The sequence below is a fragment of the Pseudogemmobacter sp. TB195 genome (assembly GCF_058313095.1).
Genome location: NZ_JBZEGG010000009.1, coordinates 143,140 through 161,217, shown reverse-complemented (window position 1 = coordinate 161,217; position 18,078 = coordinate 143,140). Strand labels below are relative to the sequence as shown.

Sequence of the window (18,078 nt, the reverse complement as noted above, 5' to 3'; positions counted from 1 at the left end):
GTTAACCACGGAAATATCCACAGCTGCATGCGGGCGGCAAAAAGGCCGGCCCCGCCTGCGGAACCGGCCCTATATCATCAGGACTGAACGGGTCAGCCCTTCATCCCATCCCAGAAGCCTTTGACTTTCGAGAAGAAATTTGACCCCTCCGGGTTGTTTTCTTCTGAGAGCTTCTCGAATTCGGTCAGCAGCTCTTTCTGGCGCGACGTCAGATTGACCGGCGTTTCGACCCGCAGTTCGATCACCATATCGCCAACCCCGCCGCCGCGCAGCGCCGGCATGCCCTTGCCCCGCAGCCGCATCTGTTTCCCGGATTGCGCCCCGGCGGGGACCTTCACGCGGCTCCGTCCGCCGTCGATGGTCGGCACTTCGACCTCGCCGCCAAGCGCGGCGCGGGCCATGGAAATCGGCACCGGGAAGAAAAGATGCACGCTGTCGCGCTGGAAGAGAGCGTGCTCTTTCACCTCGATAAAGATGTAGAGATCGCCGGAGGGTCCGCCGCGCAGCCCCGCCTCGCCCTCACCGGCGAGCCGGATGCGGGTGCCGGTCTCGACACCGGCCGGGATATTCACCGACAACTGGCGGTCTTTTTCAAGCCGCCCTGCCCCGTGGCAGTTTTTGCAGGGGTTCTTAATGATCTGACCGGTGCCCGAGCAGTTCGGACAGGTGCGCTCGACGGTAAAAAAGCCCTGCTGCGCCCGCACTTTGCCCATGCCCGAACAGGTCGGGCAGGTCTGCGGCTCGGCGCCGCCTTCTGCGCCCGACCCGTGACAAATATCGCATTGCACCGAGCCCGGCACCGAGATCGTCTTATGGACGCCCTTCCAGGCTTCCTCCAGCGACACCCGCAGGTTATAGCGCAGGTCGGATCCGCGCTGCGCCCGTTGCCGGCCACCACCGCCGCCGCCGCCCTGGCCTCGCCCGCCCATAAAGTCGCCAAAGAGATCCTCGAACACATCCGAGAACGCGCTCGCGAAATCGCCCTGCTGGTTAAAGCCGCCGCGCTGGCCACCGCCACCCATGCCGCCCTCGAACGCCGCGTGACCAAAGCGGTCATAAGCGGCTTTCTTCTCGGCATCCTTCAGAACGTCATAGGCCTCGTTCGCTTCTTTGAACTGAGCCTCGGCCTCGGGATTGTCAGAGTTGCGGTCGGGATGAAGCTCTTTCGCCTTCTGGCGATAGGCTTTCTTCAACTCATCAGCGCTGGCCCCGCGGGATACCCCGAGAACCTCGTAGTAGTCGCGTTTTGCCATAGCAAAAGCCCTCTCCTGACCGGCGAAGGGCGACCCATTGGGCCGCCCCCGTTTCCGGTCAAATCGGAATTACTTCCGCTTGTTGTCGCCAAGATCCTCGAAGTCGGCATCGACGATGGTGTCATCATCGACCGGACGCGCCGCGTCGCCATCATCGTCGCTGGCCTCGCCGGCCTGCGCCTTGTAGATCGCTTCGCCAAGCCGCATTGCCGCCTCGGTGAGGTTCTGGATCCCCGATTTGATCTTGCCGGGATCTTCGCCTTTCAGCGCCTCTTCCAGCGGGACCATGGCGAATTCAATCGCCTCAACCGTCGACGGATCGACTTTCTCGCCGTGTTCCTTCAGCGATTTCTTCGTGGAATCGAGCAGGCTCTCGCCCTGGTTCTTGGCCTCGACCAGCTCACGCCGTGCCTTATCGGCATCGGCATTGGCCTCGGCGTCGCGGACCATTTTCTCGATATCCTCATCCGAGAGACCGCCCGAGGCCTGGATGGTGATCTTATGCTCGCGATTGGTGCCCTTGTCTTTCGCCGACACCGACACGATGCCGTTGGCATCGATGTCGAAGGTCACTTCGATCTGCGGCACACCGCGCGGCGCGGGCGGGATCTGTTCCAGGTTGAACTGGCCGAGGATCTTGTTATCCGCCGCCATTTCGCGCTCGCCCTGGAAGACGCGGATCGTCACAGCCGACTGGTTGTCCTCGGCGGTCGAGAAGACCTGCGATTTCTTGGTCGGGATCGTGGTGTTGCGGTCGATCAGGCGGGTGAAGACACCGCCCAGCGTCTCGATGCCCAGCGACAGGGGCGTCACGTCGAGCAGAACCACGTCTTTCACGTCGCCCTGCAACACGCCGGCCTGAACGGCTGCGCCCATTGCGACGACTTCGTCCGGGTTCACGCCTTTATGCGGCTCTTTGCCGAAGAACTTGGTGACCTCTTCGATCACGCGCGGCATCCGGGTCATACCGCCGACCAGAACCACCTCGTCGATATCGTCCTTCGACAGGCCCGCATCTTTCAGCGCGGCTGCACAGGGCTTCATCGACTTGACGATCAGGTCGCCAACCAGGTTTTCCAGCTTCGCACGGGTCAGCTTGACCACAAGGTGGAGCGGCTGGCCGGTGTTCTTGTCCATCGAGATGAACGGCTGATTGATCTCGGTCTGGCTTGCGCTGGACAGTTCGATCTTGGCCTTTTCAGCCGCTTCTTTCAGACGCTGCAGCGCCATTTTATCCAGCGTCAGATCGACGCCGTTGTCCTTTTTGAACTCATCGGCCAGATACTGGACGATGCGCATGTCGAAATCTTCGCCACCGAGGAAAGTGTCGCCATTGGTCGATTTGACCTCGAACAGGCCGTCATCGATTTCCAGAATGGTGATGTCGAAGGTACCGCCGCCAAGGTCATAGACCGCGATGGTCTTGGTCTCTTTCTTATCGAGACCATAAGCCAGCGCAGCTGCGGTCGGCTCGTTGATGATGCGCAGCACTTCGAGACCGGCGATCTTGCCGGCGTCTTTGGTGGCCTGACGCTGAGCGTCGTTGAAATAGGCGGGAACCGTGATCACGGCCTGGGTGACGGTTTCACCCAGATAGGATTCAGCGGTTTCCTTCATCTTCTGCAGGATGAAAGCCGAGATTTGCGAGGGCGAATACTTCTCGCCGCGCACCTCGACCCAGGCGTCGCCATTGCCCGAATCGACAATGTCATAGGAGACGAGCTTCTTGTCTTTTTCGACTTCGGCATCGCCGATGCGGCGGCCGATCAGACGCTTCACCGCGAAAACGGTGTTCGAGGCATTGGTCACAGCCTGGCGCTTGGCAGCCTGGCCGACCAGACGCTCGGTCTCGGTGAAGCCGACGATGGACGGGGTGGTGCGGGCGCCTTCCGCATTCTCGATGACGCGCGGTTGCGAGCCATCCATGATGGCGACGCAGGAGTTGGTGGTGCCGAGGTCGATACCGATGACTTTGGCCATATTTGTATCCCTTTCTTCAGGCGATCTCCCCTGTCGCTGCCCGGAAACTTCGGCACAGGATCAGGGTTATGGATTGGAACGGGTGACGCATCACCCTTTGACTGGCCGTATATAGGCAGGGGCAATTCCGCCTGCAACGGGACATGGGCGGAGTCTGCGGCGATTTTTCACGATCCTGTGCCTGATCTGCACGCAATCGGGCGCCTCACAGGGCAAGGCTCAGCGCGCGTCAAGGGTGCAGCAGCCCTGGAAGGCCCGCGCCTCGCCCTTCGTCTGGCGCGCGACAAAGGCTTCGAAGCCGTAAACCCGGTCGGACATGCCGTCAGAACAGGTGCCGCGCGTGACGGTCAGGCTGAAGATCTCGGCCGCACCGCTTGTGGCTCTTCCGGCAAGGGTCACGAACCAGACCATATCCCCCGAAGGTGTGGCGAAGCGGGGTTCGGACAGGTCCAGCGCAGACAGCACCACAAGGGATTGCGGCCTGTCCTCCGGTGCGGCCCATGCGCCGCTTTGCGTGCCGGTCCCGGCGCCACTGTTCAGGCTCCAGAACGGTTCCGTTCCGTGACAGAGGAAGGGGCGCGGAGTCGCGCGGGTCGCCACCGGCAGCGGGCGCAGATAGCGCATCGCAACCCAGCCATTGCCCTCAGCGGTGCCAACCTGACCCCATTTACCGCTTTCGCTCAGCCGGATCACTTCGACCCCTTCGGTGCCTGGCGCGATGGTGCCAAGGATCGCCGCCCCCGCCTCAGGCGCGGCCCGGATGTTCAGCACATCATCAGCGGCCACGCCCTCAACAGAATAGAGCGCGGGCAGGGTCTCGGCCCGCAAAACCGCGCCCGCAGACAGAGCGATAATGGCCAGGGCCGCAACGGCGAGACCCGTGAGAAAGCGTCGGATCACCGGCGTTTCCCCCAACTGGCCGAGGCATATTTGCGGGTGAAGAACTGGCCCATCAGCCCGATCATCAGACAGATCATCACTGCCCAGATCGGATATTCGATATTGGTATAGCGCGGCTGATAATTCAGGAAAATATCGCCACGCGCCTGGTCAATCGTGTGATAGAGCGGGTTCCAGTCGAACTTGCTGCGCAGCCAGGACGAGGCCTGATTGGCCACGAACATCTTGCCCGAAGCGATCATGTTCGCGCGCTGATAGATCGTCGACAGAATGCCCACCAGATCCGGTTGCCAGGGCTTTGCAGCGTAGAAGATCAGCCCGATCGCCGCGCCCGAGGCCCAGGACAGGATGAACATTCCCATAGTGCCGATCGGGTCGAAAATCGTGATCGGCCGCATCACCGCATGATAGACGAACAGGATGACCCCGGCGGCGAATGTCTGCTTATACAGCGCCGCCAGCGCGGCTGAGACCACCGCGATGATCGGGTTCATCGGCGCATGCATCATCATGGCCGAGGCCGGGCTGTCTGCCGCCGCCACGGCGCCAAGCGCTTTCACATGGGTCAGGAACATGAAGACGCCCGACATCACGTAAAGGATGAAATCGCCGCGCAGCGCCAGCCGCCGCATCCCCAGCAGATCGAACATCACCACAAACAGCACCAGCACCAGCACCGCCTGCAGCACATTCATCACCAAAGCGACCACCGCATTGGAATGCGAGCCGCGCAGCTGGCGCACCGTGGCGTGGTAGATCACCTCGATAAGCTCGAAGCCGGTCCGCATATGCGAGATCCGTTGCGCCTCTGGTCGGAACATGGATGGTGCCCTTGCTGCCTCTGGCCGTCGCGCCGTGCTTCGCTGCCGAACCGCGGGCAGCGCCCCCTGCGGTCGGCCGACTATCCCCTGGAAAAGCGTCTGAAACGGGGCAGTTCCTGGAAATCTCGCAGCGATTGCTTGCCGATCCCTTCCTGCGCGAGGATAAAGGGCTGCAAACCCTGTGGCAACAGGCGCCATTTCGCGCCCCATCAGACCCGACCGGAGCATTTAATGGACTTTGACCGCCTCGTCACCGTCATCCGCCGCCTCGCGCTCGAGGCCGGCGACCGGATCATGGAAGTCTATAACGGCCCGGATTTCGAGGTTAAGGCCAAGGGCGATTCGAGCCCGGTGACCGAGGCTGATGAGGCCGCCGATGCGCTGATCTCGGCCGGGCTGCGCGCGGAGTTTCCAGACCTGGTGCTGATCACCGAGGAACAGGCCGCAAGCCATGCCCTGACCGCCTCGACCTTCCTGATCGTCGATCCGCTGGACGGGACCAAGGAATTCGTGCAGCGCCGCGGGGATTTCACCGTCAATATCGCCTATGTCGAAAATGGCGTGCCGCGCCATGGTGTCGTCTATGCGCCTGCAAAGGAACGGCTTTTCTATACCCTGGCCGATGGCACCGCCGTCGAGGAGGCCGGCCCCTTTGACAAAGACCTGGCCGGCGCACTGACGCCGCTGCGGGTCAATGCGGCGCCGGATAACGGCGCGCTGATGGTTGTCGCCTCGAAATCGCACCGCGATGCGGCAACGGATGCTTATATCAGTCACTATGCGGTCAGGGATTCGAAAAGCGCCGGTTCCAGCCTGAAATTCTGCCTGGTCGCGACCGGTGAGGCCGATCTCTATCCGCGACTGGGCCGTACCATGGAATGGGACACTGCCGCAGGAGATGCCGTATTGCGCGGGGCCGGCGGCGAGGTGCTTCATTTCGACAGCCACATGCCCCTGACCTATGGCAAACCCGGCTGGGACAATCCTTTCTTCATTGCCCGCGCGCCCGCAGTCTCACTTAAGGATCCGGGCTGAACCCCATTGGCTAAGGTTTGCCCAATTCAATCTGAGGCAGAATTCGCCTCACGCTTTCGCGCTGTACTTTAGCAGAATCTCGCCTAGAAACACGTTGGTGCCAAATTCAGGACAAATTGTTCTGGGAAGAGCTCAAATTGAGGTGCACATGCTGCGCCGGAATAAACACGAGTGCGATCATGAAGCCCCAAAAAGTCACTAAAGCCGTCTTCCCTGTCGCTGGCCTCGGTACCCGTTTCCTTCCTGCCACCAAGTCGGTGCCCAAAGAGATCATGACCCTCGTCGACCGCCCGCTGATCCAATATGCGATCGACGAAGCGCGGGCTGCAGGGATTACCGAGTTCATTTTCGTGACCTCGCGCGGGAAATCCGCGCTTGAGGATTATTTCGACCGCGCCCCCGAGCTTGAAAGCGAGCTGAACCGCAAGGGCAAGACCGACCTGCTGAAGGTGCTGGAAGACACCAATATGGATTCCGGCGCCATCGCCTATGTCCGCCAGAACCGCCCGCTTGGCCTTGGTCACGCCGTCTGGTGTGCCCGCCGCCTGATCGGGGATGAGCCTTTCGCGGTGCTTCTGCCCGATGACGTGATCGCTGCAGAGCAATCCTGCCTCGCGCAGATGGTCGAGGCCTATCAGGAAACCGGCGGCAATATGGTCGCGGCGATGGAAGTTCCGCCGGAGAAAGCATCGTCCTATGGCATGCTCGATATCGCCGAGGACCGTGGCTCTATCGTGCGTGCGAAGGGGATGGTCGAGAAGCCGAAGGCCGGGGATGCGCCTTCGAACCTCGCGGTGATCGGTCGTTACATCCTTGACCCGAAAGTGCTGCACAACCTGCATGAAACCAAGCTTGGCACCGGCGGCGAGATCCAGCTGACCGATGCCATCGCGGAAGAGGCGGGCTGGGGCGGCACCGGGGTTTACGGCTACCGCTTCCGGGGTATGCGCTATGACTGCGGCTCGAAAGCGGGCTTCCTGCAGGCAACCGTGGCTTTCGGCATGTCGCGCCCCGATCTGCGCGATGAATTCACCGCCTATCTCAATGACATGATGGCACAGCTGAAGGCGGCTGAGTAACCGCATGACGGCGGGCGCAGCCCCCCGCCTGACATATGCGATCGGCGAATTGCCGGCCGCTGAAGACAGCCGCCAGAGCCTGATCGTGGCCTGGCGGTTGCGCAACCGGCGCCGCATGTTGCTGGCGCGGGCGCTGCGCAAAAGGCGCGAACTCACCCGGCTGACCGATCGTACCGGAGCGATCCGGAAAGGCGCCATCCTCTGTGCGATGGTGGTCAGGAACGAGGCGGCGCGGCTGCCCTGGTTTCTGGCACATCACCGCCGGCTCGGCGTGGATCATTTCCTGATCATAGACAATGCCAGCACGGATGGCAGCGAAGCCCTGCTGCGCGATCAGCCGGATGTCTCGCTCTGGTCCACCACCGGCTCTTACCGCAAATCGCGCTTCGGGCTGGACTGGCTGAACTGGGTGCTGATGCGGCACGGGAATGGCCATTGGTGCCTCGTGCTCGATGCCGATGAACTGCTGGTTTACCCCTGGCACGAGACCCGGCCTCTGCCCGCGCTGACCGCCTGGCTGGACGGCAAGGGCCACCGGTCGATGCCCGCGATGATGCTGGATCTCTACCCCGAAGACCGGTTGGGAGAGCGGCCCTATACCCCCGGCACCGACCCGCTTGATCTGTTGCAATGGTTTGATTCCGGCAATTACAGCCTCAAGGTGCAACAGCCGCTGCGCAATCTCTGGATCCAGGGCGGCCCCCGCGCCCGGGCGTTCTTTGCCGATGATCCCCGTCGTGCGCCAACCCTGAACAAGATCCCGCTTGTGAAATGGTCCTGGCGCTATGCCTGGCACAACTCGACCCATTCACTGCTGCCGGCGCCGCTTAACCATGTCTTCGACGAAACCGGAGGCGAGATGACCTCGGGCGTTTTGCTCCACACCAAATTCCTGCCTGAAATCATTGAAAAATCCGGTGAGGAGAAAGAGCGCCGCCAGCATTTCGCCGATCCCACCCGCTTTGGCAGCTATTATGACGGGCTGATCGCCGCCCCACTGCTGAAGACCGCGCAATCGCGCCGTTATACCGGCTGGCGGCAGCTGGAGGCGCTTGGCCTCATGTCACGCGGGGGCTGGATATGAGCCGCCGTCCGCTAAGGTCTTTCAGCCTGGTGAAATGTTTACTTTGTGACGGCATTTCTCTAGCTAACAGGATAGCAATTTCCATAATGGAAACAATGCGAGGTGACAGAAGCAAGGCTATGGTGCCGGTTCATGTAAAACCCAGTCCAGGCCGTCGAGGTGAGGGCGGACGACAGGCCCGGCGCTCCCCGGTCCGGGTCGGAGCGCCCGGCTGCGACCGGAGGCCCGTATGAGCCTGACCGGATCTTACCGCCTGCGCCTGCGCCGCAAGCGCCTGATCGGCCGCGCGATGTTGCGGGGCCGCGAGCTGCGCCCGATTGCGCTGCGAACCGATACGATCCGCAGTGGCGCCGTCCTGCTTTTTTGTACCCTGAGAAACGAACGGATTCGCCTGCCCTGGTTTCTGGCCTATTACCGCGAGCTCGGCGTCAGCCATTTCCTTTTCGTGGACAATGACAGCGACGATGGCAGCCGCGACTATCTCGCGAGCCAGCCGGATGTCTCGCTCTGGACCACGAAGGCCAGCTATAAGAACAGCCGTTTCGGCATGGACTGGATCACCGCGCTGCTGCGGCGCTACGGTCATGGCCACTGGTGTCTGACCGTCGATGTCGATGAATTCCTGATTTACCCGTTTTGCGAGACGCGGCCCCTGCGCGCGCTGACCGACTGGCTCGACACCAGCGGCATCCGTGCCTTTTCGGCAATGCTGCTGGATATGTATCCCAAAGGCCCGGTCCAGGATCAGCCCTACCGCGAGGGCCAGAACCCTTTCGAGATCGCGGAATGGTTCGATTCCGGCAATTATACGATCAGCCGCAACTGGGGCTATGGCAATCTCTGGATCCAGGGCGGGCCAAGGGCGCGCACCTTCTTTGCCACCAATCCGCGTGCCGCACCGGCGCTGAACAAGGTGCCGCTGGTCCGCTGGCACAAAAGCTATGCCTATATCAGTTCGACCCATATGCTGCTGCCGCGCGGGCTGAACCTCGCCTTTGACGAATGGGGGGGCGAAAAGGCCTCAGGTTGCCTTCTTCATGCCAAGTTCCTGGATACATTTGCTGCCAAGGCGCAGGAAGAAATGTCGCGCGGTGAACATTATGCCGACAGTCGTGAATACAAGGCCTATCTGGAGGGGCTGAAGCAACAGCCCGATTTCTGGTGCAAATGGAGCGAGAAATACATCAACTGGCGCCAGCTGGAGATTCTGGGCCTCATGTCCAAGGGGAACTGGGCATGAGCACCGGGAAAAGCAGCCCGGGGCAGAACAGTCTGGGCTTCGTTATGCTCTGCCATACCGCGCTGCATCGCGCGGCACAGGTGGCGCGCTACTGGGCCGAACGCGGCTGCCCGGTGGTGATCCATGTCGACCGCTCGACCCCGGATGCCAAATTCGACTTCCTGTGCGATGCGCTTAAGGATCTGCAAAACATCCGCTTTTCGCCGCGCCATATCTGCGAATGGGGCACCTGGGGGATTGTAGCAGCCACCCAGGAAGCAAGCGAGCTGATGCTGAAGGATTTCCCCGAGGTGCGCCATGTCTGCCTTGTCTCGGGATCCTGCCTGCCGCTGCGCCCGATCGAGGAATTTCGCGACTATCTCGACGCCCGGCCGCGCACCGATTTCATCGAAAGCGTTACCACCGCGGATGTCGGCTGGACGGTCGGCGGGCTGAATGCCGAACGGTTCACGCTGCGCTTCCCGTTTTCCTGGCGCAAGAACCGCTGGCTTTTTGACACTTATGTCGAGCTGCAGCGCCGGCTGAAAGTACGGCGCAGAATGCCGCTGAACCTTGTGCCGCATCTGGGCAGCCAATGGTGGTGCCTGACCCGCCAGACGCTTTCGGCGATCCTGGAAAGCCCCGACCGCGCCAGCTATGACACCTATTTCCGCCGCGTCTGGATTCCGGATGAAAGCTATTTCCAGTCGCTGGTGCGGCTGTTTTCCACCAGCGTCGAAAGCCGCTCGCTGACCCTGTCGAAGTTCGATTTCCAGGGCAAACCGCATGTTTTCTACGATGATCACCTGCAGCTCCTGCGCCGCTCGGATTGCTTTATCGCGCGCAAGATCTGGCCGCGGGCGAACCGGCTCTATAACACCTTCCTGCATCCCGACGCCGCCAGCCAGCCCCGCGCCGAGCCCAATCCCGGCAAAATCGACCGGCTTTTCGCCAAAGCGGTCGAACGCCGTACCATGGGCCGCGCCGGGCTTTACATGCAGTCACGCTTCCCCAATCGTGAACAGTCAAACGGCCGCACCGCCGCCGCCTATTCGGTGTTTGAGGGCTTTTCCGAACTGTTCGAGGATTTCGACACCTGGCTTTCCCGGGTCTCGGGCACCAGGGTCCATGGCCATCTCTTCGCCCCGGAAGGTGTCGAATTCGCCGGCGGTGAGGTGATCTATAACGGCTCGCTGAGCAATTCCGCGCGGCTGCGCGACTACAACCCGCGCAGTTTTCTGACCAGCCTGATCTGGAACACCAGGGGCGAACGGCAATGCTTCCAGTTCAGCCCGCGTGACAGCCAGAAGATCATCCCTTTTATCGCCGGCGATCCCCATGCCCAGATTTCAGTCGTCTCCGGCGCGTTCTCGGTTCCCCTGTTCCACTCCAACCTGAATTTCAGCGAGATCAGGGCCGAAGCGGCCCGGCTTCAGCGCATCGAGGCCGAAATGCTGACTCTGTTGCGCGCCCCCGATGTAAAGGCGCGCGTCCGGGTCTGGAACCTCGCGGAATTCGTCGAGAACCCGATGGAGCCGCTGCAAATGATTGTTGACGAAATCAGCCCGCGTTCGCTCCGGCGCCTGACAGAGGTGCCACGCCTCAGGGATCTGACCGGCTTTGGCCGGTTCCTGCAAAACCTGCGCAACCAGGGAATGAAGCCCGAACTGATGGGCGATTTCCCCGCCGGCGGCGAGATACCCGGCCCAGGCAACCGCCGCCCGCGCCCCTATCTGGTGAAGTGACCCCCAATGTCTGACACAGCCGCGGCGGGGCCGCGCTTTACCTCATTCGTCATGCTGGCTGAGATGCGGACCGGCTCGAATTTCCTCGAAGCCAATCTGAACGCACTCGATGGCGTCACCTGCCTCGGCGAGATGTTCAACCCGCGCTTCATCGGCGGCTCAAAGCGGCAAGAGGGCTTCGGCTATGATATGGAGGCGCGCGAGAAGGATCCGCTGGGCCTGTTGCGTGCCATGCGTGACCAGACCCCGGGCCTTTCGGGCTTTCGCTATTTCCACGATCACGACCAGCGCATCCTGCCCGCCGTGATGGAAGATCCGGCCTGCGCCAAGATCATCCTGACCCGTAACCCGCTGGAAAGCTACATTTCCTGGCAGATTGCCCGCGCGACCGAGCAATGGCGGCTGACCAATGTGAAGAACCTGAAAACCGCCCGGGCTGAATTTGAGCCCGCCGGGTTTGAGGCCCATCTGGAAAATGTGCAGGAGTTCCAGATCCGGCTGATGCACAGGCTGCAGGTCTCGGGCCAGACGGCCTTTTATATCGATTATGAGGACATCCAGGATCTTGATGTCCTGAACGGGCTTGCGGCCTGGCTGGGCGTCAGCGCCCGGCTTGAGGCGGTTGACGCATCGCTGGTCAAGCAAAATCCCGGCGCGATTTCCGACAAGGTGACCAATCCGCAGGTGATGGAAGAGGCGCTGTCGCGGCTGGACCGTTTCAACCTCGCACGGACGCCGAATTTCGAACCCCGCCGCAGCGCTGCCGTGCCGTCATTCATCGCCTCAGACCAGGGCCGTCTGCTCTATATGCCGGTCAAGGGCGGGCCGGTGGCCGAAGTGACGGCCTGGCTTGCGGCACTTGGCGATGTGAGGGGCGAGTTCACCCGCAAATCGCTGCGCGACTGGGAAATGTCGCATCCCGGCAATCTGAGCTTTACCGTGCTGCGCCATCCGCTCTTGCGCGCCCATACCGCCTTTCTCCACCTGATCGTCTCGGGCCGCCTGAAAGAGCACCGCAATGCGCTGATCCGCGCCCATCACGCCGAACTGCCGCCCAAAGGCCAGGATTTCGCCGATATCGACAGCCACCGCGCGGCCTTCCTTGCGTTTCTGCGTTATGCAAAACTCTCGCTGAGCGGCCAGACCAGCCAGCGCGTCGATCCGCACTGGGCGAGCCAGACCGCGATCCTGCAGGGCTTTGCCGGGCTGCGCAGCCCCGATCAGGTGATCCGCGAAACGCGGCTGAGCAGCGGGCTTGCGCATCTCGGCGCGGAACTCGGCTTCAAACCGCCGCCCCTGACCATAGACCCCGAACCCGCCCGCGCACTTGAAAGCATCTGGTGCGAAGAGCTGGAGACCGCCGCACAAGAGGCCTGGAGCCGGGACTATACCGCATTTGGTTTCGACCGCTGGAAGATCTGACGCATCCGCATCTGGTTGCGGGGGATGCCTCCGGCGGGGATATTCAGAGACAGATGAAATCGGCTTTTCATCTGTCCTTAAATATCCCGGGGGAGCCTCCGAAGGAGGCGGGGGCAGCGCCCCCGGCAACGCCGGCCAAAAAAGATTGCCGCAGTTGACCGGGACGGGGTGGAGGATTAGTTCCATCTGGCATCCGTGTGAAAGTGACCCAATTGGCTATTCATCTGCATCAGAACGACCTGCCCGACGGGCTCGACCTCGGCGCGGTCGTCGCTATCGACACCGAAACCATGGGGCTTGACCCGCGCCGCGACCGGCTTTGTGTGGTGCAGCTCTCGGATGGCAAGGGCGACGCGCATCTGGTGCAGATCGCGCGCGGCCAGACTTCGGCCCCCAATCTGGAACGGCTGCTGACCGATCCGGCGGTGCTCAAGCTCTTCCATTTCGGCCGGTTCGACATTGCTGCCATGAAGCGCGCCTTTGGCGTCACCACCGCTCCGGTCTGGTGCACCAAGATCGCCTCCAAGCTGATCCGCACCTATACCGACCGTCACGGGCTGAAATACCTGCTTGCCGATCTCGTTGGTGTCGATGTGTCGAAACAGCAGCAGACCTCGGACTGGGGATCGGCGGAGCTGACCGAGGCACAAAAGGAATATGCCGCGTCAGATGTGCTTTACCTGCACCGGCTGAAAGCGGCGCTGGAGGAGAAACTGATCCGCGAGGACCGGCTGGAGCTGGCGGAGAAGCTTTTTGTTTTCCTGCCGGTGCGGGCTGAAATGGATCTGCTGGGCTGGGATGATCTGAATGACATCTTCCACCATTGATCCGGCCGCCCTGCTGGCCACCGGCCAGCGGGTGATCCGGCGCGAGGCCGGGGCGCTGGACGTACTGGCCGGAGCCATCGGCCAGAGTTTCGCCGATGCGGTCGCGCTGATCCTGAAGGCAAGCGGGCGCGTGGTCGTTTCGGGCATGGGAAAATCGGGCCATATCGGCAAGAAACTTGCCGCGACCTTTGCCTCGACCGGCACGCCGGCGCAATTCGTGCATCCGGCTGAGGCCAGCCATGGCGATCTTGGCATGATTGCCGAAGGCGACGTCCTTCTGATGCTGTCGAATTCCGGCGAGACGCCGGAGCTTGCCGATATGCTGGCCCATGCACGCCGCTTTGGCATTCCGCTGATCGGCATTGCGGGCCGCGAGGGGTCGACGCTCTTGCGCGAGGCCGATGTGGCGATCCTGTTGCCGACTGTGCCTGAGGCCTGTGAGACCGGCATCGTGCCGACCACGTCGACCACGATGACGCTGGCACTTGGCGATGCGCTGGCGATTGCGCTGATGGAACATCGCCGGTTCACGCCTGACCATTTCCGCACCTTCCATCCGGGCGGCAAGCTGGGGGCGCGTCTGCTCAGGGTGCGAGATCTGATGCACCGTGACCCGCCGCTGATCGCCCCTGACACGCCGATGCCTGACGCGCTGATCACCATGACCCGGGCCGGGTTCGGCGTGGTCGGCGTGGCCGGCACCGACCGGCATCTGCAGGGCATCATCACCGATGGCGACCTTCGGCGGCATATGGACGGGCTTTTGAGCCTCAGCGCCGGTGAAGTGATGACCGCCCGCCCGCTGACCATCGCGCCCGAGACCCTCGCGGTCGAGGCGCTTGGCCTGATGAATGAGCGCAAAATCACCTGTCTGATGGTCACCGACCCGACCGGGCTGGCAGAGGGGACCCTGCATATCCATGATTGCCTGCGCGCAGGCGTGGCCTGAAACCGGAGGACGGATGCCGAGGCTCGACCGACATTCCCGGCTGGTCGGCTGGCTGAAAGTGGCGCTGCCGCTTTCGGCGCTGGCGCTCTTGTCGACGCTGTTCCTGCTGGCCGACCGCATCGATCCGACCGCCGCGATCCGCTATGCCGAAGTTGATGTCGAAGATCTCGTGCGCGACCCGCGGATGACCGCGCCGACCTATGCCGGCACCACCTCGGATGGCAGCGCCATCACCATGACCGCCAGCGCCGCGCGGCCCGCCACTGGCACCCGCACTGCCGGGGCCAGCGATGTGGTGGTGCGCCTTGATATGCCAGGCGGCGGCAGCACCGATATCCGCGCCAAAGATGCCGAACTCGACACCGGCACCGATCAGCTGCGGCTTTCGGGCGGGGTCGAGATCGACACATCCTCGGGCTTTCATATCGTCACCGAGCGGCTGACCACCGCGCTTGACCGGTCAGGCGCCGCAAGCGACAGCGCGGTCACCGCAAGCGGCCCCCAGGTCACCATTGACGCCGACAGCTTCACCCTGACACAGCAAAGTGACACCGGGGCCGCCTCCCCCTATCTTCTGGTTTTCTCAGGTTCGGTAAAGCTGGTATATGAGCCAGGCGCACCAGGACGCGAAACGGATACGCCATGACACCGATTGCCCGCCTTTTGCTTTCGCCGCTGACGCTCATTCTGGCGCTGGCTGTATCGCCCGTCTTTGTGCAGCCCGTTTTGGCGCAGGGAGCGACAATCTCTTTCGGCCCTATGACCCAGGACACCAGCCTGCCGGTCGAGATCAAGGCCGATACGCTTTCGGTGAACAATGCCGATGGCTCGGCGGTGTTTTCAGGAAATGTTCTCGTAGGCCAGGGCGAGATGCGCCTGACTGCGGCAGAAGTGCGGGTCGAATATGCCGCCGACAGCCGGGCGATCAGGCGTCTTCACGCCACCGGAGGTGTAACCATCGCCAGCGCGCAGGATGCCGCCGAATCACGCGAAGCGGTCTATGAAATCGATAGCGGGCTTGTCGTCATGACCGGTGATGTGCTGCTGACCCAGGGCGCCAGCGCGCTTTCCGGGCAAAAGCTGACGATTCGGATGAAATCCGGTACCGGCCTGATGGAGGGCGGCGTTTCGACCACCTTCCTGCCCGGAGCCAACTGATGGTTCTTGCCGATAATGTGCAGCCGCCGGCGGCCCGGGACGCTACCGAATCCGCCGGGCTGCAGATCCGCAACCTTCGGAAAAGCTACAAGAAACGCCCTGTTATCCGCGATGTGACAATGGATCTGCGGCGCGGCGAAGTGGTGGCGCTTCTGGGCCCCAATGGTTCGGGAAAGACCACCTGTTTCTATTCCATCGCCGGTCTTGTGACGCCCGAAGGCGGCCAGGTGCTGATTGACGGGCGCGATGTGACGCCTTTGCCGATGTATCGCCGTGCGCGGCTTGGGATCGGCTATCTGCCGCAGGAGGTCTCGATCTTTCGCGGCCTTTCGGTCGAGGACAATATCCTCGCCGTGCTGGAAATCGCCCATGCCGACCGCCACAAACGGCGCGAGCGGCTGGAGGAGCTGCTGTCGGAGTTTTCGATCACCCATCTGCGCCAGGCCCCGGCCCTGGCATTGTCGGGCGGCGAGCGCCGGCGGGTCGAAATCGCGCGCTGCCTTGCCGCTGATCCGAAATATCTCCTGCTTGATGAACCCTTCGCCGGGGTCGATCCGATTGCGGTGAATGAGATCCGGCACCTGGTCCAGGACCTGAAATCGCGCGGCATCGGGGTGCTGATCACTGATCACAACGTGCGAGAAACGCTGGGTATCGTCGACCGCGCCTATATCCTGCATGACGGCAAGGTGCTGATGTCCGGCACCACCGATGAAATCGTCCGGGACGAGACCGTCCGCCGCGTCTATCTGGGCGAAAATTTTCGTATGGCCTGAGCCATTTGCGCGATCTCGTGCAGAGGCCTGACGATTCGGTTGACAGGCCGCGCGCGCTGTCACCAAATGGTCATATGAGCGCAAGCATTGCCCACCGCGACCGAGGTCAGGGCGGCCGTAAATGGCCCCGCCGCCTTGCGGTCCTTCCCGCCAGCCCCCAGATCAGAAAGACGACCCGACAGACGACATGTCTTTGAAGACCCGGGTTCGTGACAGCATGTTCACCGGCCCGGCCCTGAAAGCAGAGGAGTTATCATGCGCTACCAGATCAGCGGCAAACAAATCGACATCGGAGAGGCCCTGACCACTCATGTCAAAGCCGAAATTGGCGAGTTGATCGAAAAATATGCGCAGCGTGCCACCGATTGCCTGGTGGTCTTCTCGCGCGCGGCGCATGAATCCGTCTGCGAGACGACGATCCACCTGGCCACCGGCCTGAATGTCTCGGCCAAAGGCAATGCAACGGAAATCTATGCCGCATTCGAGAGCTGCCGCGAACGTCTGGACAAGCAGGTGCGCCGCTACAAGCGCCGGTTGCGCAGCCATCACGTCGATCGCAAGGGGCCAGTTGAATTCGGCGCCGCCTCGTCCTATATCCTCGCCCCATCCGAGGAACACGAGGATGCCGAGCCAGAAACCCTTGCTCCGGTCGTAATTGCCGAGATGGAGACGAAGATTCCTTCGATCACCGTCGGCGAGGCCGTGATGCAAATGGAGCTGGCGGGGCAAAAAATGCTCGTGTTTCGCAATGAAGGCCATGGGGGCGTGAACGTGGTGTATCGTCGAGACGACGGCAACATCGGCTGGATTGACCCTCGCAACAGCGGGTGACGGGCCGGTGCCCTTCCCTGCCTGACCACAGGATTTCTGCTTTCTCATGGAACTATCCAGTCTTCTCGTCCCCTCTGCCGTCCGCGTGGTCGGCCAGTTCACTTCGAAGAAACGCCTCTTCCAGGAGCTGGGGGATATCGCGCAATCGGCCTGGAACATCCCGGCCGATCCCGCAGTAGACGGGTTGCAGGAACGTGAGACGCTGGGTCCGACCGGCGTGGGGCATGGCATCGCCCTGCCCCATGCACGGATCGAAGAACTCGACCGTATCGCCGGTATTTTCATCCGGCTGGAAAAGCCGCTGGATTATGATTCAGTCGACCGCCAGCCGGTGGATCTGATCTTCTGCCTGCTCGCGCCAAAGGATTCCGGGGTCGACCACCTGAAGGCACTCGCCCTGGTCAGCCGCACCATGCGCGACCAGAGCGTGGTCTCGAAACTGCGCTCTAACACCGATCCCGCAAAGCTGCATGCGATCCTCGTAGAGGCGCGCAGCACTCAGGAAGCGTAAGTTCGCGCGCGGGCGACAGCCGGGGGCTTCACCCCCGGACCCGCAGAGTAATTTCCTCAAGAGGAAGCAGGCTGTCTTCCTCTTGACTTAAATCCTCAGCTCACTGCCAGGCTCAGCTAAAGCGCTGTCGCGGAACGTGTGTCCCGATTTCGGGGATTACGCGCGATATCACCCCAGCACGAGGATCAACGCACCCTTTGCGAGACGCAGCGGGTGAAAGCCGAAGTTCGCCTAGGGGACGCCGTCCAGCTCTGGCCCGCCGCACACCACGGGGTCACCTGCCGGCTCCGGCAGACGCGCGGTGGCGCGGGCGCTGCGCATAGCAACCATGACGCGAAAGCCATGCCGGCCTTTGATCCTGATCAGGCACCGCGCCGCCCGGGCACGAGGACAGGGCGTCGCCCAAAGGAGGCAGCCTTTGTGATCACAACCGGGTACAATCCCCGGCCCGCAGAGGCTCTTTGATCATCACAATGTCGCGCTGACGC

General features: G+C 62.1%; 16 protein-coding genes and 1 pseudogene. 13 read left to right on the top strand and 4 right to left on the bottom strand.

Annotated features, from left to right (window positions below; genetic code table 11):
• Positions 1 to 92: 92 nt before the first annotated feature.
• From dnaJ to AC4FS3_RS11355, 4 genes and pseudogenes are all read right to left on the bottom strand, one after another.
• The gene (dnaJ, locus tag AC4FS3_RS11370; protein WP_283176268.1) at positions 93 to 1,253 is read right to left on the bottom strand and encodes a molecular chaperone DnaJ; all 1,161 of its coding nucleotides are present in this window, start codon (positions 1,251 to 1,253) and stop codon (positions 93 to 95) included.
• 69 nt (positions 1,254 to 1,322) lie between these two features.
• A pseudogene (gene dnaK, locus AC4FS3_RS11365) lies at positions 1,323 to 3,239 on the bottom strand (molecular chaperone DnaK); the annotation flags it as partial.
• Positions 3,240 to 3,452: 213 nt separating this feature from the next.
• Complete coding sequence (locus AC4FS3_RS11360) at positions 3,453 to 4,133, bottom strand: SH3 domain-containing protein (RefSeq protein ID WP_491020650.1); 681 nt, start codon at positions 4,131 to 4,133, stop codon at positions 3,453 to 3,455.
• Positions 4,130 to 4,954, bottom strand: coding sequence for an ABC transporter permease (locus tag AC4FS3_RS11355; RefSeq protein ID WP_283176270.1), 825 nt, complete (start codon positions 4,952 to 4,954; stop codon positions 4,130 to 4,132). Before AC4FS3_RS11355 ends, AC4FS3_RS11360 begins: the two co-directional genes overlap by 4 nt.
• Before the next feature lie 231 nt (positions 4,955 to 5,185).
• Between AC4FS3_RS11355 and cysQ the strand changes: the two genes are divergently transcribed.
• The 13 genes from cysQ to AC4FS3_RS11290 all read left to right on the top strand — a co-directional run bounded on the left by cysQ (position 5,186) and on the right by AC4FS3_RS11290 (position 17,590).
• Positions 5,186 to 5,989 (top strand): 3'(2'),5'-bisphosphate nucleotidase CysQ, encoded by an 804-nt coding sequence (gene cysQ, locus AC4FS3_RS11350; protein WP_491020649.1) that lies wholly within the window; start codon positions 5,186 to 5,188, stop codon positions 5,987 to 5,989.
• Positions 5,990 to 6,168: 179 nt separating this feature from the next.
• Positions 6,169 to 7,068: a UTP--glucose-1-phosphate uridylyltransferase GalU gene (gene galU / locus AC4FS3_RS11345; protein ID WP_491020648.1), complete on the top strand. Its 900-nt coding sequence runs from the start codon at positions 6,169 to 6,171 to the stop codon at positions 7,066 to 7,068.
• Between the two features lie 4 nt (positions 7,069 to 7,072).
• Positions 7,073 to 8,152 (top strand): glycosyltransferase family 2 protein, encoded by a 1,080-nt coding sequence (locus AC4FS3_RS11340; protein ID WP_491020647.1) that lies wholly within the window; start codon positions 7,073 to 7,075, stop codon positions 8,150 to 8,152.
• A 229-nt stretch (positions 8,153 to 8,381) separates the two neighbouring features.
• Positions 8,382 to 9,392 carry a glycosyltransferase family 2 protein gene (locus AC4FS3_RS11335; RefSeq protein WP_491020646.1) on the top strand — a complete coding sequence of 337 codons (1,011 nt, stop codon included), beginning with the start codon at positions 8,382 to 8,384 and terminating at the stop codon, positions 9,390 to 9,392.
• The gene (locus AC4FS3_RS11330) at positions 9,389 to 11,116 is read left to right on the top strand and encodes a DUF5927 domain-containing protein (protein ID WP_491020645.1); all 1,728 of its coding nucleotides are present in this window, start codon (positions 9,389 to 9,391) and stop codon (positions 11,114 to 11,116) included. Before AC4FS3_RS11335 ends, AC4FS3_RS11330 begins: the two co-directional genes overlap by 4 nt.
• Before the next feature lie 6 nt (positions 11,117 to 11,122).
• On the top strand, positions 11,123 to 12,538 hold the full coding sequence (locus AC4FS3_RS11325) for a nodulation protein NodH (protein ID WP_491020644.1): 1,416 nt from the start codon (positions 11,123 to 11,125) through the stop codon (positions 12,536 to 12,538).
• A 212-nt stretch (positions 12,539 to 12,750) separates the two neighbouring features.
• A complete protein-coding gene (locus tag AC4FS3_RS11320; protein ID WP_491020643.1) occupies positions 12,751 to 13,365 on the top strand; it encodes a ribonuclease D in 615 nt (204 codons plus the stop codon).
• Positions 13,346 to 14,314, top strand: a complete 969-nt coding sequence (locus AC4FS3_RS11315; protein WP_491020642.1) for a KpsF/GutQ family sugar-phosphate isomerase — start codon at positions 13,346 to 13,348, stop codon at positions 14,312 to 14,314. The genes AC4FS3_RS11320 and AC4FS3_RS11315 overlap by 20 nt, the downstream gene beginning before the upstream one ends.
• Positions 14,315 to 14,327: 13 nt before the next feature.
• Positions 14,328 to 14,960: an LPS export ABC transporter periplasmic protein LptC gene (lptC, locus tag AC4FS3_RS11310; RefSeq protein WP_283176278.1), complete on the top strand. Its 633-nt coding sequence runs from the start codon at positions 14,328 to 14,330 to the stop codon at positions 14,958 to 14,960.
• The gene (locus AC4FS3_RS11305) at positions 14,957 to 15,472 is read left to right on the top strand and encodes an LptA/OstA family protein (RefSeq protein ID WP_249497300.1); all 516 of its coding nucleotides are present in this window, start codon (positions 14,957 to 14,959) and stop codon (positions 15,470 to 15,472) included. The genes lptC and AC4FS3_RS11305 overlap by 4 nt, the downstream gene beginning before the upstream one ends.
• Positions 15,472 to 16,248 carry an LPS export ABC transporter ATP-binding protein gene (lptB, locus tag AC4FS3_RS11300; RefSeq protein WP_283176279.1) on the top strand — a complete coding sequence of 259 codons (777 nt, stop codon included), beginning with the start codon at positions 15,472 to 15,474 and terminating at the stop codon, positions 16,246 to 16,248. The genes AC4FS3_RS11305 and lptB overlap by 1 nt, the downstream gene beginning before the upstream one ends.
• 255 nt (positions 16,249 to 16,503) lie before the next feature.
• Positions 16,504 to 17,079, top strand: a complete 576-nt coding sequence (hpf, locus tag AC4FS3_RS11295) for a ribosome hibernation-promoting factor, HPF/YfiA family (RefSeq protein WP_491020641.1) — start codon at positions 16,504 to 16,506, stop codon at positions 17,077 to 17,079.
• 46 nt (positions 17,080 to 17,125) lie between these two features.
• The gene (locus AC4FS3_RS11290) at positions 17,126 to 17,590 is read left to right on the top strand and encodes a PTS sugar transporter subunit IIA (protein WP_283176280.1); all 465 of its coding nucleotides are present in this window, start codon (positions 17,126 to 17,128) and stop codon (positions 17,588 to 17,590) included.
• The last annotated feature ends 488 nt before the right edge of the window (positions 17,591 to 18,078 follow it).

Excerpts from the sequence above, each read along its gene's own strand:
- AC4FS3_RS11325 (WP_491020644.1), top strand. The coding sequence starts at position 11,123 with ATGTCTGACACAGCCGCGGCGGGGCCGCGCTTTACCTCATTCGTCATG.
- AC4FS3_RS11315 (WP_491020642.1), top strand. The coding sequence starts at position 13,346 with ATGACATCTTCCACCATTGATCCGGCCGCCCTGCTGGCCACCGGCCAG.
- AC4FS3_RS11335 (WP_491020646.1), top strand. The coding sequence starts at position 8,382 with ATGAGCCTGACCGGATCTTACCGCCTGCGCCTGCGCCGCAAGCGCCTG.
- hpf (WP_491020641.1), top strand. The coding sequence starts at position 16,504 with ATGCGCTACCAGATCAGCGGCAAACAAATCGACATCGGAGAGGCCCTG.
- AC4FS3_RS11355 (WP_283176270.1), bottom strand. The coding sequence starts at position 4,954 with ATGTTCCGACCAGAGGCGCAACGGATCTCGCATATGCGGACCGGCTTC.
- AC4FS3_RS11305 (WP_249497300.1), top strand. The coding sequence starts at position 14,957 with ATGACACCGATTGCCCGCCTTTTGCTTTCGCCGCTGACGCTCATTCTG.
- lptB (WP_283176279.1), top strand. The coding sequence starts at position 15,472 with ATGGTTCTTGCCGATAATGTGCAGCCGCCGGCGGCCCGGGACGCTACC.
- lptC (WP_283176278.1), top strand. The coding sequence starts at position 14,328 with ATGCCGAGGCTCGACCGACATTCCCGGCTGGTCGGCTGGCTGAAAGTG.
- AC4FS3_RS11290 (WP_283176280.1), top strand. The coding sequence starts at position 17,126 with ATGGAACTATCCAGTCTTCTCGTCCCCTCTGCCGTCCGCGTGGTCGGC.
- galU (WP_491020648.1), top strand. The coding sequence starts at position 6,169 with ATGAAGCCCCAAAAAGTCACTAAAGCCGTCTTCCCTGTCGCTGGCCTC.
- dnaJ (WP_283176268.1), bottom strand. The coding sequence starts at position 1,253 with ATGGCAAAACGCGACTACTACGAGGTTCTCGGGGTATCCCGCGGGGCC.
- AC4FS3_RS11330 (WP_491020645.1), top strand. The coding sequence starts at position 9,389 with ATGAGCACCGGGAAAAGCAGCCCGGGGCAGAACAGTCTGGGCTTCGTT.
- AC4FS3_RS11340 (WP_491020647.1), top strand. The coding sequence starts at position 7,073 with ATGACGGCGGGCGCAGCCCCCCGCCTGACATATGCGATCGGCGAATTG.
- cysQ (WP_491020649.1), top strand. The coding sequence starts at position 5,186 with ATGGACTTTGACCGCCTCGTCACCGTCATCCGCCGCCTCGCGCTCGAG.